This is a genomic window from Sphingobium sp. KCTC 72723, assembly GCF_014280435.1.
GTDB lineage: Bacteria > Pseudomonadota > Alphaproteobacteria > Sphingomonadales > Sphingomonadaceae > Sphingobium.
In genome coordinates, this window is the sequence record NZ_CP060388.1 from 1,728,888 (window position 1) to 1,746,322 (window position 17,435).

The following is a 17,435-nucleotide window of genomic DNA, read 5'->3' on the forward strand; positions in this document are numbered from 1 at the left end:
TCGTCTAGCCCCTTTATGGATGTCTGTCGGTTGGCGTTGCGCATAACAAAAATTGCGCAAAGGTCCAGCGTCCAGACCATCTTTCTGCTTTGCCTGCCCATTTGGACAGACGCGGGTGCCCGCACCATCTTGCGTCCGCCGCCCTGATCGCTAGGGCAGGTTGCACCGTCCGGGGACTTGCCTGCATTGCCGATCGACATCGCCTTCCTTGCCATTGCCGAAGCGCAGCAGCTCTATCACTGGCTGCCCGCCGCGCTGGAACTGGCCCGGCGGCCCGGCGTGCGGGTCAGCGTGCTGTCGCCATCGGACAGCATATTGGCGCTGATCGCCAGTTACGACCCGGACGCCACGCTCAACCCCGTGCGCCTGCGCCGTTTTTCGCGCAAACCCGACTCGCTGTTCCGCCAGCCATCGCGCATCGCCACGCTGATCGGCAATTATCGCACCATTGCCCATTACCCCGTGCTGGTGACGACGGAAATTTCCAGCGCCTGGCTGCGGCGGGTGCCGGGCTTTGCCAGCCGTCTCATCCTCATCAAACATGGCGCGGGCGACCGGGAGGGCGGCTATAAGAAGCGCCATGCCGATTTCGACCTGACGCTGGTGGCGGGCGAGAAAGATCGCCACCGCCTGATCGAACGGGGGCTATGCACGCCAGATGCCGTCGCGGTCGGCGGCTATCCCAAGTTCGAGCTGAAAGCACAGCGGCAGCGCTTTTTCGACAATGACTTGCCCGTCCTGCTCTATAATCCGCATTTCGACCCGGCCCTGTCCTCCTGGGTCCAGCATGGCCCGGCGATGCTGGCCGCGCTGGAATCACTTGTCGGCTGGAACGTCATCATCGCCCCGCATACCAAGCTGGCACGCGCCGTCCCGCCGATCGTCAGCGCCGCGCCGCATATTCGCGTGGACATGGGCAGCCGCCACGCGATCGACATGAGTTACACGATGAGCGCTGACATCTATCTTGGCGACGTATCCAGCCAGGTCTATGAATTCCTCATCCAGCCGCGCCCCTGCATCTTCCTCAACCTCGACCGGCGCGACGCCAGCGGCGACGCCTTCGCCCATTGGCGGCTGGGGCAGGTGATCGAGAGCGCGGACGCCTTGCCCCAAGCCCTCGCCAGCGCGAACGCCTTGCAACCCGGCTTCGTTGCTGCGCAGGAAGCCGCGATGCGCCAGTCCATCGACCTGTCCCCGGTCCCCGCGTCGCAGCGGCAGGCCGACCTTATCCAGACCTTCGCGAAAGCGCCCCTATGACCGAAACGATCACCACCACCCTTGGCCCCGTCCACCTGATCGGCGACAACGCCACGCCGATCTGGGGCATGAGCAATGCCGAACGCAGCCGCCGCATGGCGGAAAGTGCGGCGAAGAATGGCAGCAAACTAGCGGACGGCGATGCGCTGGTTTTCAACCTTGCCTATGCGTTCGATCCGCTGCTGCTGCGGCTGGTGCTGGAAACGCCCGGCACGGTCTTTGCCTGGGGCAGCGTCCCGGTCGTTGGCCAAGTGCCGACAGGATCGGACCCGATGCAGGCCGCCAGCGTCATCGACCTGTCGGACGGGCGCAAACTCTACAACCGGCAATTGCGCAAGCTGGAACAGCCGATGGTGCGCGAACTCACCCCCGCGTCCCGCCGGTCGATCGAGCGGCAAAGCTATTTCGGCGCCTATAAGGGCGTCACTGACATATTGACCAAATATCTGTGGCCCGAACTGGCGCTGGTCCTGACCCGCATCGCCGCGCAATTGCGAATGACGCCCAATATGGTGTCGGTGATCGGCGTCACCCTCTGCCTGATCGCCACTTTCCTGTTCGACGCGGGCCTGTACTGGACCGGATTCCTGTGCGGCTTCATCTTCATGGTGCTGGATACGGTGGACGGCAAGCTGGCCCGCTGCACCATCACCTCGTCCAAATGGGGCAATGTCATCGACCATGGCGTCGACCTGGTCCACCCGCCCTTCTGGTGGTATTTCTGGGGGACCGGCCTTGCCGCATGGGGGCTGTCGCTCTCGGCACAGGCGTTTCTGCTCGTCATGGTCGCGGTCATCGCGGGCTATGTGCTGCAACGGCTGATCGAGGGGATGTTCCTCAAGGATTTCAAGATGGACATCCATGTCTGGCGGCCTTTCGACAGCCAGTTCCGGCTGGTGACCGCGCGGCGCAACCCGAACATGGTGATCCTGTTCGTCGCGCTGCTGTTCGGGCGGCCCGACATCGGCCTGATTGCGCTGGCATGGTGGACGGTGATTTCGCTGCTCGTCCATGCCGTGCGGCTGGTACAGGCCTATGGCGTCAGGCGGTCTGGGCGTCCCATCATAAGCTGGATGGATGAGGCGGAAGCGGCACTGTGAACGCCACGATCGCAAAATTCGGCTGGCCCGCCACGCTGGTCACGGAGTTCACCCATTGGGTCGTCCTGCTGCGCCCGGCCCAGCCGACGCTCGGATCGCTGGTCCTTGCGGCCAAGAGCGACGCGACTGCGTTCGGCGACCTGCCGGGGGAGGCCCATGCCGAACTCAAACATGTCACCGCGACGATCGAAGCGGCACTGACCAGGGCGGTCGGCTATACGAAGATCAATTATCTCATGCTGATGATGGTCGACCCCCACGTCCATTTCCACGTCATCCCCCGCTATGAAGGCGCACGCAGCGGCGGCGGTATGACGGTGCCGGACGCAGGCTGGCCGGGCCAGCCGGACCTTGGCACCGCGGTCAAGATAGACAGCGACATGGACGATGGGTTGCGCAATTGGGTGAGGGGTCATTTCGATAGTGAAATGAATTGAGGCACCTCGGCCCGATCCTCCTGCGTCATGCTGGCGCAGGCTGGGATGACTTATAAATTCCTCCCCTTGTAGGGGAGGTGGCTGGCCGCAGGTCAGACGGAGGGGTGTCACCCTCTCGATAGGGCGACACCCCTCCACCACTTCGTGGTCCCCCTCCCCTTAAAGGGGAGGATTTTCATATCCGCCTCAGTTCGCTTTCCGACAGCCCGACCACACCCAAAACCCTTCCAATGTAGGATTTTGTCTGGTTTACCCTTGTGGATGAACCCGGTCCCCCTGCCCCATCAACACCACCCGGTCGCGCATTCGCCGCGCGCCCGGCGCACGGCTGTAGCGTCTCCGTCGCGCCCCTGTATCTTCGCTGTTACTTTAGCGTTGCGTTTGGCCCAAAATGCCCCATGACGGTGTGAACTTCGGCCCCTCGCGTCACCTGTCGCGGTAACGCACCTCCGCCACCCACCTGGCCGTCAGCGCGCGCGCCGCCTCGACATCCTGATGGAAGTCGACTTCCTGCCATTCCAGCCCCTCGATCGACGCGGTGCCGACGCGGTTGCCCTTGGCGATGATGTCGATGGCGCGCAGATACCAGCGTTCCACGCCTTCGGGCGTCCGCATCATCTGTTCGATCTGGTTGCGGAAAATCGCCGGACCTTCGCCGGTGAAGGCCAGCATACCGATGGATTCGGCATTGGTGTCGGGCGGCAACAACCGCTTGCCGATATGGTTCAGCCGACCGCTTTCGTCACGGTTCACCTTCATATCGTCATCATCATAATCGCCATCCGCCTTTATATCGACGGTCACGGTGATGGCGTCGGTCGCCCCCGCGATCAGCCGGGCGACGATCTCGTCCGATACGATGGTGTCGCCGTTCAGGATGATGAAGTCCCGGTCCATCTCCTCCCGCACGATCCAGCAGGTGCCGAGGTTATCGGCGACCTGAAAGAAGGGGTTGAACACGCACCGAATCCGCGCGCCGGTTTCGCGATAGAGTTGCAGCGCATGGTCCTCCACCCGTTCGGTGCGGAATCCGGTGACCACGACGATGTCGGTCACGCCATTGGCGACCAGCGCCGCGACCTGCCAGCTGATAAGAGTGCGGCCGTTGAATTCGATCATGCATTTTGGCACGTCGCGGGTCAGCGGCAACAGGCGGGAACCTTGTCCGGCGGACAGGATGATGGCTTTGGTGATGGTCATGGCCCGCCCATTAACGGGGAAATTGGCCGAAAAAAAGGCGGCTTCAAACTCACCTTCGCAACGCCTAGACAGGCCGCGCATCAGGGCAAGGGCATAGAGGCAGAATGACGGTCAAACGCAAACCCCACGCCGGGCAGGACGGCTTTTCCCGCATCCTGGCCAATACCGGCTGGCTGCTGGGGGGCAAGGGCGTGGGCGCGGTGTTGAGCCTGGCCTATCTGGCCATCGTGACCCGCACTTTGGGGGTCGCCGATTTTGGCCGTTTCGCGCTGGTGCTGAGCGCCGCGACCGTCATCAAGACAGTCGTCAGCTTCGACAGCTGGCAGATCATCGTGCGCTACGGACAGGCGCATCTGGAACAGGGACGCGGCGATGCGCTCAACCGGGTGCTGCGCTTCTGCATCCTCATCGACCTTGCCTCGGCGGTCGCGGGCGGGGCAATTGCGGCGGGCATCATCCTGCTCTTTGGCGATCTGCTGGAACTGCCGGCGGGCATGGGGTGGCAGGCCTGGGCCTTCTGCATGGTGATGATGATCACGATCCGGTCGTCCCCCACCGGCATATTGCGCCTGTTCGACCGCTTCGATTCCGCCGCCTTTGCCGAAACGATGATCCCGGTCGGGCGGATGATCGGCGCTGTGGTGGCATGGGTCGCGATGCCCACGATCAGTGGTTATCTGATTGCATGGGGACTTGCCGAACTGCTCTGTGCGGTCGCTTACTGGTGGCTGGCGCTGCGGGTCGGGCGCGGGCAACTGGGCAACTGGGCGGCAGGCAGCGGATGGGACGCGCGGCAGGAAAATCCCGGCATCGTCGGCTTCCTGACCGCGACCAACCTGCAAACCACGCTGGCGTCGGTGGGGCAGCAGGTTGCGGTGCTGATCGTCGGCCTGTTCGTCGGACCGACCGGCGCGGGCCTCTATCGCCTCGCCAATCAACTCGCCAATTCGCTGACCAAGATTTCGGGGCTATTGTCGCGCAGCATCTTCGTCGAACTGTCACGCACGCAGACCACGCAGGGGACGGCGACGCAGGGGACGGATGCGCTGCACGCACTTTTCCGCCGCACCAACCGGCTGGCGCTGGTGGCGGGCGCAGTCATCATCGCGCTGATCGCGACGATCGGCCATCCCCTACTGGGGCTGGTGGCGGGCAAGGCGTTTCTGCCCGCCTATCCGCTGCTGCTGCTGCTGGGCGTTGCGGCGTGCATCGAACTGGTGGGGGTCAGCTATCGCCCGCTTTTGATGGCGACCGACCGGGCGGGCCTTTCGCTGCGCATCACCTTTGCCTCGACCCTGCTGTTGCTCGGCCTGCAAGCCGCGCTGTTACCGCTTTACGGCACGATGGGGGCGGCAGCCGCGAACATCGTCGCGTCGATCGCGGGCTTTGTGATGATGGGACTGGCCAGCCGCCGGGCAATGCGGGGAATTGGATGAACAGTGACGCCACCCTGTTCCCGGCACAAAAAAGGGGCCGGTTGCCCGGCCCCTCTTCGTATCGGCAATGCCGTGAAGGTTTAGCGCTTTGCTAGTTCGAGTCTCAAATATTATCTTGCAATATCATATAGATAACAACATTTTCTATATGTGCGTGTAAAATACGTGTAAGAATATTGAAAATTACCCCGCCTTTGCAATTCATTAGAGTTAAGAGGCATAAATACGGTATGAGATTTTACGAGTTCGCCACAGCCAAACCCACGAAGCCGCGTCAGCCTAAAAAGCCCATGACGCCTGAGCAATCACTGATTGCGGCCAGAAAGCGCGATGTAGACATAGCGAAACAAGCCATGCAGTCGGTGAAAGATCGCCAGAAGCAGAAGAAGGAAGCGGAAAAGGCTCGCCGCGTCTCCTACATTGGAAAATTGCAGCCGCGACCAAACTGATCATCTATTCGCCTTTAATCTGGAAGGCAGACTCCCATTCTACCCACATATGTCCATCATGCGCGGTGTCGATGCTGTTCAGGCAGACCGTCTTTGAATGGAGTGCGCGATCATCGCTTCGCTGCAAATTTACTATGTAGATAATTCCTGACGGGCGCACTGGTCACTAATAGTGAGCAGACAAACGAAAACGCCCCCGCGGCAAGCCGTGAGAGCGTTTCAAAGGCCGTCACTGGAACGCATACGCGTCTCCATGGGCTAAATGTGTGGATCGGCGTGCAAAAAGGACCCGGTTAGCGGGGTGATCGGCGTCCAAAAGGGAACCACCATTCCGATGGTTTAGACAGCAGCCTGGTTTTTCAGGTGGCGAGATCGGGATGTTGGTGGTGGAGACAGTTGTACGGATCAGGCGCGAGCACGCAGGTGGCAAGGCGATCAGGGAGATCGCGCGGGATCTGCGGCTGTCACGCAAGGTGGTGCGCAAGGCGATCAATGCTCTGGAAGGTGCGTTTGACTATCATCGCACGGTTCAGCCGCTGCCTCGGATCGGACCCTTTCAGGAGCAGCTCGATACGCTGCTGAGCGAGAACGAAGCGCGGCATCGGCGTGACCGGCTGCGGATGACGCGGATCTACGATCTGCTGCTGCGAGAAGGGTTCGAGGGTTCGTATGATGCAGTGCGGCGCTACGCCCGGCGCTGGGCGGATGGCCGACGCAAGGATCCCGGCGGCGACGTGCCCGCGTTCATTCCGCTGCTGTTCAAGCCGGGCGAGGCATACCAGTTCGACTGGAGCCACGAGGATGTAGAGATCGCAGGCAAGCCGATGCGCGTGAAGGTAGCGCACATGCGGCTATGCGCGTCGCGGGCCGTGTATGTGCGAGCCTATCCGCGTGAGACGCAAGAGATGGTGTTCGACGCCCATGCCCGCGGCTTTGCGTTCTTCGGCGGGGTGCCGTTGCGCGGCATCTACGACAACATGAAGACCGCGGTGACGACGGTCTTTGTTGGCAAGGAGCGCGTGTTCAACCGCCGGTTTTTGGTCATGGCCGATCATTATATGGTCGAGCCGACCGCCTGTTCGCCAGCGGCAGGCTGGGAGAAGGGGCAGGTCGAGAACCAGGTCCAGACGATCCGCGGCCGCTTTTTCCAGCCTCGGCTGAAGTTCGCCAGCATCGAGGAACTGAACGGGTGGCTTGAGGCAGAATGTCTGCGCTGGGCCGCGATGCACGCGCATCCCGAGCAAAAGGACATGACTGTCGCGCAGGCGCTGGAGGCCGAACGGCCCGTACTGCAACCGATGCTGTCGCCGTTCGACGGCTTTCACGAGACGAGCCACGCGGTCACCGGCACATGCCTGATCAGCTTTGACCGCAACCGCTATTCTGTGGCGGCGCGGACGGTGCGCCGTGCGGTTCAGGTGCGCGCCTATGCCGACCGGATCATAGTCCGCTTGGGGGACGAGATCGTCGCCGAACACCCGCGCTGCTTTGGGCGCGACCGCACGATTTACGATCCATGGCACTATCTGCCGGTGCTGGTGCACAAACCCGGCGCCCTGCGCAACGGCGCACCATTCCTTGACTGGGCGCTGCCACCAGCGCTGGCCCGGTTGCGGCGCAAGCTGGGCAGTGGGGACGAAGCCGATCGCCGTTTTGTCCGCGTGCTTGCTGCCATATCCACCGATGGGCTGGAGGCTGTCGAGGCCGCCATCGGCGAAGCGTTCGATACCGGCGCTGCCAGCGACGAGGTGATCCTCAATATTCTGGCGCGCCGCCGCGAACCGCCAGCAGATCAGCCAATGAGCGTGGTGGTCGACCTCAAGCTCAAGCATCCGCCCCGCGCCGATTGCGCGATCTATGATACGGTGCGAGGCCACAATGCAGCGGCATGAGATGATCGACACCATGCGCGCGCTGGGCCTCAAGGGAATGGCCAGCGCGTTCGATGAGGCGGTAACCACTGGCGTGCAACGCCAGCGCACCACGCCCGAGATCCTGACCGATCTGCTGCGCGCCGAAGCCGCCCACCGTCACGCCGCCTCGATCCGCTACCGCATGAGTGCGGCCAAACTGCCGGTGATCAAGGATCTTGATGCGTTCGTGTTCGACGGTACGCCTATCAACGAGGAACTGGTCCGCGCGCTGCACGCCGGATCATTCCTGCCCGGCAGGCGCAATATCGTACTGGTTGGCGGCACCGGAACCGGCAAGACTCACTTGGCAATCGCCATTGCCGCCAGCGTCGTGCGCGCAGGCGCCCGTGGCCGCTACTTTAACACCGTTGATCTGGTCACCCGGCTCGAGGATGAGGCGCGCATCGGCAAGGCCGGCGCACTCGCTGCCCAACTCAGCCGCATCGAACTCGTCGTGCTTGATGAACTGGGTTATCTGCCGTTTGCTCGCTCCGGCGGCCAGTTGCTGTTCCACCTGATGAGCAAACTCTACGAAAAGACCTCAGTGATCATCACCACCAACCTGGCATTCGGCGAATGGCCCACGGTGTTCGGCGATCCCAAAATGACCACCGCGTTGCTCGATCGCACCACCCACCATTGCGATATCATCGAGACCGGCAACGACAGCTGGCGCTTCAAACACCGCAACTGACCCAGCCTCAAAAGCCCCCATAAAAATTGCTTCGCGCTGGCGCTGCCTCCGGTCGGGCTACGCCCTCCCTACGCCAGCGCCAGCGCGAAATCCGCGCCCGGCATCAACCCCAGCGCAACGCCGCAAGGTGGTTCCCTTTTGCACGCCGATAGTGGGTCCCGTTTGGACGCCGATTGACAGGCATGAATGCCGTGGCGGTCGAAAATCTCGCTGATGTGCCGGTCATCATCGCCTCGATCATCCAAGCCATCCACGCTGGCGAGCTGGACGTACAGGCAAAAGCGGCCATTGCCGACCGCAAGGTTCAGCGTAAAGCCAAGCAGGCCGCTGCTTAATGCAATTGATTGAATAGGGCGGGCCGCGTGTCCGCCCTAATTGCCGCTCACTATTAGTGAGGCGAGCAGATCGCCGACACCAATACGGCGGCCAGTGCGATCATAGGTGGCATTTATCGCGGGATCGAACCAGCCCGCAGGCGACCCATCAGCAGCATAGCCCCTGATCTGCCGCCCTACCTGTTGCCGCCACCCCAGCAATTTCCCTGAACCATCCCGCAAATTTTGCCGCATTCCAGCCTCCAATTTTGAGGCTGTCAATCAAGCGCTGGCTTCGGCGCATGTCGATCCGCTATGGCTACTTCCGCCCACGATTGGTGAGAATGCCCTGTCGGCGTCTGAGTGCTGGAACCGCAGTTCACGCTGTCGCACTGCTTGGGCTGGGCAAATCGCCATCGTCGGGCTGGAGCGCGCGCCTGAGTGCAGGATGCTTGTCGCCCCACGGATCGTTTTCCAGTTCAGCAAGCCCAGCCGCTTCCACAAGGGCATCAAAATCGAAATCTTCCCCGCCATTCTGTTTCGCAAAGCGGAGCGCAGCAAGGATCGTTGCAGGATCCCATTCACCCTCTGGGTATCCAGTCAGTTCTTTGACGCGGTGTTCTGGCAGCACATGGTCGTAGTGCCTGTGGATTTGCGTCACAGAGGTTCCGCAGTTGCGAGCAATGTCAGCGTGCTGCTTCCCGTTCGTCAGTCGATCCGTAATGTAGGTATGCCGCAGGCTATAGATGGTACGGTTGTGGCCATCTGGCCCTTTCAGCAAATCCGCCTCGGCCAGCAAGTTGCGGAAGGTGTGGTGAGGATCCCAGCCCGGCTTGAATAGGAAAACCTTTTCCTCTTCCGTGCTGCCGTCATCCTTTCGGAGATTCTCCAGTTCCTGCAAATATGGCTTGAGACCAAGCTGGCTGAACACAATTCGCGTGCCCGTCTTCGTTTCGTTCATCACGGTGATCTTGGCGAGGCCGTCACGGGTCCATTTGACATCAGACCACTTGCAGAGAGCGGCTTCGCGCGGCCTCATGCCCGTGAGATAGTAGAACCAGACGAGGCATCGGACGATCTGGCGCTGATGGTTGTGCAGCTTATGTTGCCCGCTATGCTGCCAATCGTCCATGTGCTGGGCCAGCTTGAACCATTCGTCGGCATCAAATCCGAAGCGCTTTGCGCGGTTCGGATCGGTATTGAGCAACTTGGCTTTGGCGCGCGGAATGACGGGACAAAGAGACCAGCGCACAGCTTGATCGAGAGCTTGGCCGATTAGCCCAAGTTCCATTGTTAGCGTTTTGCGCGCCGGGCGCTTCGTCCCTTTTTCCCTGCGCCAACCAACGTAATTTTCGACTTTTTGGACCGTGATCTTGTCTACGGCGCAGTTATCGAAATACGGCTTGATGTAACGATTGCCACTCCCGCTATGCAGCCTCTGACGATGAATGCTGAGGTTCTTCTCTACCCACGGAATCCAGCGCTTGTCCCAAAATTCGTCGAACTTGATAGAATTGAGTGGCATATCAGCGTCTGCACGCGGCTTTAGCTTGCTGTACAGTTCCAAGGCAGCACGTTCCGCCCCCGCCTGATCCAATATCTTTAGGCTTCGTCGTGTCCGTTTTCCACCGCCAAGCTCCAAACGAGCCTGCCACGTCCCGTCACTATTGTCGCCGCGCTTGTAGAGGACGATCGCACCGCCCATCAATTTTACAGTGTCTTGCTGATGCCCCATGCTTGCCACCCTATGCGTGTAAAGGTGACTAAGTCGTAAGCTCGCGGAGCTGTCGTCGCGATCAAAACATGAACAAGCGTGTAATCGCGCGTGTTGCCTGCGTGTATCAGGCTAACTCGTGGCAGCGCATTTCTGCGGCGAGCGTGTAAGCTACGTGTAACGAAAAAGGGGGCCATTTCTGACCCCCTTTTCCTTGATTTCCAACTGGTTAAGCCCAGCTTCCAGATTAGCGCTTCGAGAACTGGAAGCTCTTGCGCGCCTTCGCCTTGCCGTACTTCTTGCGTTCGACAACGCGGCTGTCGCGGGTCAGGAAGCCTTCGGCCTTGACCGCGCTGCGCAGCGCAGGCTCATACTTCGTCAGCGCCTGGGCGATGCCATGCTTGACCGCACCGGCCTGACCCGACAGACCGCCACCCTTTACGGTGCAGATCACGTCATACTGGCCATTGCGATCTGTAACGCCGAACGGCTGGTTGATCACCAGACGCAGGGTAGGACGCGCAAAGTAGATTTCCTGATCGCGGCCATTGACCGTGATCTTGCCGGTGCCGGGCTTTACCCAAACACGGGCCACGGCGTCCTTACGACGGCCCGTGGCATAAGCGCGGCCAAGGCCGTCGATTTCCTGCGCACGCAGCGGCATGGTGGAAACCGGGGGAGCAATCGGCGCGGCAGGCGCTTCGGCTTCGGCAGCAGCGTCGGCAACAGGTGCCTCGGCAGCGACCGGCGCGGCGACAGGCGCAGCAGCGGCTTCGGCAGCGATCTGCGCGAGGTCGGACAGGGACTGGCGGTTATCGGACATTATGCACCCACCTTGTTCTTGCGGTTGCGCGATGCGAAATCGAGCACTTCGGGGTTCTGGGCTTCATGCACATGATCGGCACCGGCGAACACGCGCAGGTTGCGCATCTGCTGGCGACCCAGCGGGCCACGGGGGATCATGCGTTCGATGGCCTTTTCAAGCACGCGCTCAGGAAAACGACCTTCCAAAATCTTGGCAGGCGTGGTTTCCTTGATGCCGCCGGCATAACCGGTGTGCTTGTAATAGACCTTGTCGGTCAGCTTCTTGCCGGTGAACTTCACCTTGCCCGCGTTGATGATGATGACATTGTCACCGCAATCGACATGGGGGGTAAAGCTGGTCTTGTGCTTGCCGCGCAGGATATTTGCGACGGTCGAAGCGAGACGACCCACGACGAGGCCTTCGGCGTCGATCAGGATCCATTTCTTGTCGACCGTTGCCGGCGAAGCCGACTTGGTGGTCTTCATCAGCGCCTTCATGGTGCCAATACTCCAGAATAAAAGGAAACCGGACGCCGTTACCGACGCCCGGAAGTGAGGCGCTAATGACGGGCGCGCCCCTGAAAGTCAAGAGATTCGGCCCGTTTGCTGACGGGTAAAATAATACCCGTGCCTTTTACCCGCCGGTCAACCGCCGTGTTTCGGTCAATGTGCGTGCGCCCACGGTCAGCGTGCGGTGCTGGCTTTCGACCAGTCCGGTGGTGCGTGACAGGTGATAATGGAGCGTAACGCCAATCCCCTCCCCCGCCAGATTTTCCGTCATGTCGAGCGCGGCGGGCGTTTGTGCGGTGACGCGCAATTCCCCTGCCACCGGCACCGGACGGCCCAGTGGCGACCCCGCCATGGTGCGCACGCCCCGCCCTGCGCCATCCTCCACGCCGCTGGCGACAAACAGCAACAGCGGCTGAAACTCACCCGCCAGCAAGGACAGCCGCCCTTCGGACGACAGCCCGGCAAACAGCGCCTGCACCGACCGGGCGGCCCGGTGGCGCGGCGTGTCCGGCGCGAAGCCGGCCAGCATATTGTCCAGCCCGGACTGCACCGTCGTCCAGACCGCATCCATATCGTCCAGCGCGACGATCCGACCCGCAGGATCAAGCCGGAAATGCAGCCCCACACCGACCAGCGGGGTCAGCGCGGCGGCAAAGGGTTCCGCACCGGACGCAGGCGCATCGCTGTCCACGGCGCGCAGCGTGGCGTGGAGAATATAGCCTTCCCCCGCCCGCTCGAAACGCAGGTCACGGGTGGCGGTGAAACGGCTGTCGCGCCCTTCGATCGGGCGATGCTGTTCGATCACATAGGTCAGCGCCCGGTCGGTCGGCGGCGCGAAGGGGATGGCGATGCTATCCGCCCGTGCAACGCCGGGCGACAGGATGGCCAGCGCCAGCACGACGACGCCCCACCGCTTCATGCGCGGCGCATTCCCACCGCGTGCGCGCCCCATGCCGCCGACGCCACCACCAGCGCGCCGACCGCCTGATGCAGCACGGCCAGCGGCAAAGCGATGCCGCTGATAACCGTGGCGATGCCCAGCACGACCTGCGTCCCGACGGTCGCGTTGATGGCGATGGATGCACCGCGCTGGCCCGCCCTTTTGGCTTTGCGGGCGAGCAGGATCAACGCAGCCGCTGCGACCCACGCCCACCAGCGATGAATGAAATGGACCAGATAGGGGTCGCTGGACAGAGTCGCCCAGAGCGAACCGAGCCAGGCAATGCCCTGCGGCACCAGATGGTCGTTCATCAACGGCCATGTGCTGGAGACATAGCCCGCATCCAGCCCGGCCGTGAACGCGCCGAACATCAGTTGCACGAACAGCCCCACCAGCGCGACAAGCGCCAGCGGGCGCAGCGTCGCTCGATGGGCGCGCGGATTACGGGCCAGCGCCAGCAGGTCCAGCGCCGTCCACACCAGCCCGCCGATGATGAACAATGCGGTCAGCAGATGGACCGCCAGCCGATAATGACTGACATCCGTGCGCACCGACAGGCCGGATTTGACCATCCACCAACCGATCGCCCCCTGCAACCCGCCCAGCGCCAGCAATGCGACCAGACGCAGGCCATAACCCGCCGGAATCGCGCGCTTCCATGCGAACCACAACAGCGGCAGGGCAAAGGCGACACCGATCAGCCGCCCCAGCAAGCGATGCGCCCATTCCCAGAAGAAAATGAACTGAAAGTCGGGCAGGCTCATGCCCCGGTTGATCTGCTGATATTCCGGGGTCTGCTGATACAGGCGGAACGCCTCCATCCACTGGTCATGGGTCAGCGGCGGGATGGCACCCGTAATCGGTTTCCATTGCGTGATCGACAGGCCCGATTCGGTCAGCCGGGTGATCCCGCCCACCACCACCATCAGGAAAACGAGGATAGCGACAGCCAGCAGCCAGCGCGCGATGGCGCGCGGAGCAAGATGGGATGGGGCGGAAAAAGCGGGCGCGGTCATGCCCGGTCCATGCGCCGATGCACCGCCCGTTTCAAGAGCAGCCGCAAGATGATGCCATGGACAAAACGTCCCGGCATCGGTGCCATCAGGCCAATGTGGCTTTCCACGCCGCCACCAGATCACGCCCCCGCTGCCCCACTGTCGCAGCATCGTCGCCCGGCCGGTAGAGCGCGCCGCCCACGCCAATGCCCTCGCACCCGCCCGCCAACCATTGCCCGATCGTATCCGCGCCCGTGCCGCCGACCGCCCACACGCCGACATGTTTGGGCAGCACGTCCTTGACCGCCTTCACATAGGCCGGGCCAAGCCGGGCGGCGGGGAACAGCTTGATCCGGCGCGCGCCTGCCTTGATCGCGGCAAAGGCTTCGCTGGGCGTCATGAAGCCAGGCAGCAATTCCAGACCCAATTCAGCGCCGCGCGCGATCACCGCCGGGTCCGTGTTGGGCGTCACCATGATGCGCCCGCCCACGCCATGCAGCGCATCGACCGATTCGACGCTCAGCACCGTGCCGCCGCCAATCATCGCCACATCGCCGAACGCGCGTTGCATCGCGCCGATGCTGTCGAGCGGATCGGGCGAATTGAACGGCACTTCCAATATGCGGATGCCCGCCTCCACCAGCGCGGCGGCGACGTCCAGCGCCTCTTCCGGGCGGATGCCGCGCAGGATCGCGGCGATCGGCGGCGCACCATCGGCCAGCAGGTCGTCCATCGTCATATCTTGATATCCCCGGTAAACCCAAGCCCCGCCAGCGCGCAGGCATCACCATCCAGCCGTTGCGACGCGACACCCTGCGCGGCCAGCGCGCGGGCATAGCGATCGCCCAGCCCCGCGTCGCCAATCAGCGTCACTCCCTCGCCCGCGCCCAACAACGCGCGCGTTTCCAATATCTCGCCACCGATCAGCAACCCCGACAAATAGCCCAAGGCCCAGTCCGCCGAACGCCCGGCGCGCAACCGCATCGCCCGCGCGGCGAACAACCCGGCCAGCACGCGACCGTCCTGCGCCCGCGCCAGCCCTTCGGCAAAGCCTGCCGTTTCCTGCGCTACGTCACCCACGGCATCCTTTGGTCCCAGCGTCGAGCCATCGCGCAGCAACGCAAACATCTCGCCGGTCGGCACGGTGCGGAACGCGATGACGCGGCCATCTTCCACCAGCGCCCATTTGCTGTGCGTGCCGGGCAGGACGATCAACTGCCGCCCCTGACCCAACGCGGGGTCGAGCGCGATGGCGCCGAAAATCTGCGCCTCCTCGCCGCGCATCACGTCCGGCACGCCATCGTCCGCTACGCAGGCAAGGCCCGCCATGATCGCCAGCGGCGCGCCATTCCAGTCGAAGCGAATCGCCGCCGCGCGCCAATCCGCCACATCGGCGGGACAATCGGCATAGGGTGCCTCCACCCAGCCATCGCGCGCACCGACCATACCGCAGAGCGTGATCGCAGTTGGCGTACCGTCCTGCAACCAGGGCGCGATCGCCTGTGCAAAGGCGGCCTCCGCCTCTTTCCCCACAATGCCGATACCTTGCCCGTCGCGGCGCGCGACGATGCGCCCGTCCTGCACCCGGAACAGGCGCAGGCGGCTGGTCCCCCAATCGCCGATGACGCTATAGTCGCTCACCCCCGGCCTCCGGCGCGGCATTTTTTGGTAGCGCTCACATATCCTCTTTTCGGGTGCTTGAATTTCTATTTGTCTGAGTATATCAGGAGGGCGAGCGCGTCAACGCGCGTTGCCCTAATTTCTGCGTCAGGATGCCCCAATGAGCGATTCGTCCCAGCCCGCCCCTAACACGCCCGCCCCCAAGCTGCGCAGCCGCGCCTGGTTCGACAACCCCGACAATATCGACATGACCGCGCTCTATCTCGAACGCTATCTCAATTTCGGGCTTTCTCTGGACGAACTGCGCAGCGGCAAGCCGATCATCGGCATCGCCCAGACCGGCAGCGACCTGTCGCCCTGCAACCGCCATCACATGGTGCTGGCCGAACGGATGCGCGACGGCATCCGCGAAATGGGCGGCATCGCGCTGGAATTTCCGGTCCACCCGATTCAGGAAACCGGCAAGCGTCCCACCGCGGGGCTGGACCGGAACCTGGCCTATCTGGGACTGGTCGAGGCGATCTATGGCTATCCGCTGGACGGCGTGATCCTGACCACCGGCTGCGACAAGACGACGCCAGCGCTGCTGATGGCCGCCGCGACCGTGAACATCCCGGCGATCGCCTTGTCGGTCGGGCCGATGCTGAACGGCTGGCACAAGGGCGAGCGCACGGGTTCTGGCACCATCGTGTGGAAAGCGCGCCAGTTGCTGGCGGCCGGCAAGATCGACGATGAAGGCTTCATCAAGCTGGTCGCCTCGTCCGCTCCCTCGACCGGCTATTGCAACACCATGGGCACGGCATCGACCATGAACTCGCTCGCCGAAGCGCTGGGCATGATGCTGCCCGGTTCCGCCGCGATTCCCGCCCCTTATCGTGATCGGCAGGAAGTCGCCTACCTCACCGGCAAGCGCATCGTCGAAATGGTGCATGAGGACCTCAAGCCCTCCGACATTCTGACCAAGGATGCGTTCCACAACGCCATCATGGTCAATTCGGCCATTGGCGGTTCGACCAACGCACCCATTCATCTTGCCGCGATTGCCCGCCATATCGGCGTCGACCTGCCGCTCAAGGATTGGGAGACGGTCGGTCACAAGATCCCGCTGCTGGTCAATCTCCAGCCTGCGGGGGAATATCTGGGCGAGGATTATTATCGCGCCGGTGGCGTCCCCGCCGTGGTGGCGCAGTTGATCGCGCAGGGGCTGATCCATGAGGACGCCCTGACCGTCAATGGCAAGACCATGGGCGACAATTGCCGGGGCGTGGAGATTGAGGATGAAAAGGTCATTCGCCCCTATGGCCAGCCGCTGGTCGAGGATGCCGGCTTCCTGGTGCTGTCGGGCAATCTGTTCGACGCCGCCGTGATGAAGACCAGCGTGATCAGCGCCGAATTCCGGGACCGTTACCTGTCCAACCCTGACGATCCCAACGCCTTTGAAGGCCCGGCGGTCGTGTTCGACGGGCCGGAGGATTATCATCACCGGATCGACGATCCGTCGGTCGGCATCACCGACCAGACCCTGCTGTTCATGCGCGGCGCGGGGCCGATCGGCTATCCCGGTGCCGCCGAAGTCGTCAACATGCGCCCGCCCGCCTACCTCATCACCGAAGGCGTATCTGCCCTGCCCTGCATCGGCGATGGTCGCCAGTCCGGCACGTCTGGCAGCCCATCCATCCTGAACGCTTCGCCCGAAGCGGCGGCAATGGGTGGCCTGGCGCTGCTGGAAACCGGCGATCGGGTGCGTATGGACCTGAACACCGGCACGGTGAACGTGCTGATTTCCGACGCGGAACTGGCCGAACGGCGGGCGACGCTGGAGGCCGCTGGCGGTTTCAAATATCCCGCATCGCAAACCCCCTGGCAGGAAATCCAGCGTTCGGTCGTGGGTCAGATGGACACCGGCGCGATATTGGAAGGCGCGGAAAAATATCAGCGTATCGCCCAGACCATGGGCCTGCCGCGCGACAATCACTGAGCGGGCATTGATATGCCCGTATTGAATGACGGGGGAGCAGCAACCATCTTTCTGCCTCCCCGCCATTGCCA

At 62.6% G+C, this 17,435-nt stretch carries 18 protein-coding genes; 9 read left to right on the forward strand and 9 right to left on the reverse strand.

The window, feature by feature from the left end:
- The first annotated feature begins 186 nt into the window (after nt 1–186).
- The 3 genes from SPBM01_RS08610 to SPBM01_RS08620 are packed head-to-tail and all read left to right on the forward strand — an operon-like array spanning nt 187 to nt 2,797.
- A complete protein-coding gene (locus SPBM01_RS08610) occupies nt 187–1,260 on the forward strand; it encodes a glycosyl transferase (RefSeq protein WP_188065626.1) in 1,074 nt (357 codons plus the stop codon).
- Nucleotides 1,257–2,360 (forward strand): CDP-alcohol phosphatidyltransferase family protein, encoded by a 1,104-nt coding sequence (locus tag SPBM01_RS08615; RefSeq protein ID WP_188065088.1) that lies wholly within the window; start codon nt 1,257–1,259, stop codon nt 2,358–2,360. The genes SPBM01_RS08610 and SPBM01_RS08615 overlap by 4 nt, the downstream gene beginning before the upstream one ends.
- Nucleotides 2,357–2,797 carry an HIT family protein gene (locus SPBM01_RS08620; RefSeq protein WP_188065090.1) on the forward strand — a complete coding sequence of 147 codons (441 nt, stop codon included), beginning with the start codon at nt 2,357–2,359 and terminating at the stop codon, nt 2,795–2,797. The genes SPBM01_RS08615 and SPBM01_RS08620 overlap by 4 nt, the downstream gene beginning before the upstream one ends.
- A 426-nt stretch (nt 2,798–3,223) precedes the next feature.
- Here SPBM01_RS08620 and SPBM01_RS08625 read toward each other — a convergent pair whose 3' ends face one another.
- Entirely contained in the window at nt 3,224–3,997 is a 774-nt protein-coding gene (locus SPBM01_RS08625) for a sugar phosphate nucleotidyltransferase (protein ID WP_188065091.1), read from the reverse strand.
- 104 nt (nt 3,998–4,101) lie between these two features.
- Between SPBM01_RS08625 and SPBM01_RS08630 the strand changes: the two genes are divergently transcribed.
- The 5 genes from SPBM01_RS08630 (at nt 4,102) to SPBM01_RS08650 (ending at nt 8,824) form a co-directional block, all read left to right on the forward strand.
- Nucleotides 4,102–5,433: a lipopolysaccharide biosynthesis protein gene (locus SPBM01_RS08630; protein ID WP_188065093.1), complete on the forward strand. Its 1,332-nt coding sequence runs from the start codon at nt 4,102–4,104 to the stop codon at nt 5,431–5,433.
- 230 nt (nt 5,434–5,663) lie between these two features.
- A complete protein-coding gene (locus tag SPBM01_RS08635) occupies nt 5,664–5,882 on the forward strand; it encodes a hypothetical protein (protein ID WP_188065095.1) in 219 nt (72 codons plus the stop codon).
- A gap of 377 nt (nt 5,883–6,259) precedes the next feature.
- Nucleotides 6,260–7,774, forward strand: coding sequence for an IS21 family transposase (istA, locus tag SPBM01_RS08640; RefSeq protein ID WP_188061984.1), 1,515 nt, complete (start codon nt 6,260–6,262; stop codon nt 7,772–7,774).
- On the forward strand, nt 7,761–8,489 hold the full coding sequence (istB, locus tag SPBM01_RS08645) for an IS21-like element helper ATPase IstB (protein ID WP_188063480.1): 729 nt from the start codon (nt 7,761–7,763) through the stop codon (nt 8,487–8,489). The genes istA and istB overlap by 14 nt, the downstream gene beginning before the upstream one ends.
- Nucleotides 8,490–8,680: 191 nt before the next feature.
- The gene (locus SPBM01_RS08650; protein ID WP_223177805.1) at nt 8,681–8,824 is read left to right on the forward strand and encodes a hypothetical protein; all 144 of its coding nucleotides are present in this window, start codon (nt 8,681–8,683) and stop codon (nt 8,822–8,824) included.
- Between the two features lie 36 nt (nt 8,825–8,860).
- Here SPBM01_RS08650 and SPBM01_RS08655 read toward each other — a convergent pair whose 3' ends face one another.
- The 8 genes from SPBM01_RS08655 to SPBM01_RS08690 all read right to left on the reverse strand — a co-directional run bounded on the left by SPBM01_RS08655 (nt 8,861) and on the right by SPBM01_RS08690 (nt 15,407).
- Nucleotides 8,861–9,058 (reverse strand): hypothetical protein, encoded by a 198-nt coding sequence (locus SPBM01_RS08655; protein ID WP_188065099.1) that lies wholly within the window; start codon nt 9,056–9,058, stop codon nt 8,861–8,863.
- A gap of 124 nt (nt 9,059–9,182) precedes the next feature.
- On the reverse strand, nt 9,183–10,538 hold the full coding sequence (locus SPBM01_RS08660; protein WP_188065101.1) for a tyrosine-type recombinase/integrase: 1,356 nt from the start codon (nt 10,536–10,538) through the stop codon (nt 9,183–9,185).
- Nucleotides 10,539–10,764: 226 nt separating this feature from the next.
- The gene (gene rpsI / locus SPBM01_RS08665; RefSeq protein WP_188065104.1) at nt 10,765–11,340 is read right to left on the reverse strand and encodes a 30S ribosomal protein S9; all 576 of its coding nucleotides are present in this window, start codon (nt 11,338–11,340) and stop codon (nt 10,765–10,767) included.
- Nucleotides 11,340–11,819: a 50S ribosomal protein L13 gene (gene rplM, locus SPBM01_RS08670; RefSeq protein WP_188065106.1), complete on the reverse strand. Its 480-nt coding sequence runs from the start codon at nt 11,817–11,819 to the stop codon at nt 11,340–11,342. Before rplM ends, rpsI begins: the two co-directional genes overlap by 1 nt.
- A gap of 136 nt (nt 11,820–11,955) precedes the next feature.
- Nucleotides 11,956–12,750, reverse strand: a complete 795-nt coding sequence (locus SPBM01_RS08675; RefSeq protein WP_188065108.1) for a hypothetical protein — start codon at nt 12,748–12,750, stop codon at nt 11,956–11,958.
- Nucleotides 12,747–13,787 carry a COX15/CtaA family protein gene (locus SPBM01_RS08680; protein ID WP_188065110.1) on the reverse strand — a complete coding sequence of 347 codons (1,041 nt, stop codon included), beginning with the start codon at nt 13,785–13,787 and terminating at the stop codon, nt 12,747–12,749. The genes SPBM01_RS08675 and SPBM01_RS08680 overlap by 4 nt, the downstream gene beginning before the upstream one ends.
- An 85-nt stretch (nt 13,788–13,872) precedes the next feature.
- Nucleotides 13,873–14,505: a 2-dehydro-3-deoxy-6-phosphogalactonate aldolase gene (locus tag SPBM01_RS08685; RefSeq protein WP_188065111.1), complete on the reverse strand. Its 633-nt coding sequence runs from the start codon at nt 14,503–14,505 to the stop codon at nt 13,873–13,875.
- Nucleotides 14,502–15,407, reverse strand: coding sequence for a 2-dehydro-3-deoxygalactonokinase (locus SPBM01_RS08690; RefSeq protein WP_188065113.1), 906 nt, complete (start codon nt 15,405–15,407; stop codon nt 14,502–14,504). Before SPBM01_RS08690 ends, SPBM01_RS08685 begins: the two co-directional genes overlap by 4 nt.
- A gap of 139 nt (nt 15,408–15,546) precedes the next feature.
- On the opposite strand from SPBM01_RS08690, the gene SPBM01_RS08695 reads away from it, so the two are divergent.
- Nucleotides 15,547–17,364: an IlvD/Edd family dehydratase gene (locus SPBM01_RS08695; RefSeq protein ID WP_188065115.1), complete on the forward strand. Its 1,818-nt coding sequence runs from the start codon at nt 15,547–15,549 to the stop codon at nt 17,362–17,364.
- The last annotated feature ends 71 nt before the right edge of the window (nt 17,365–17,435 follow it).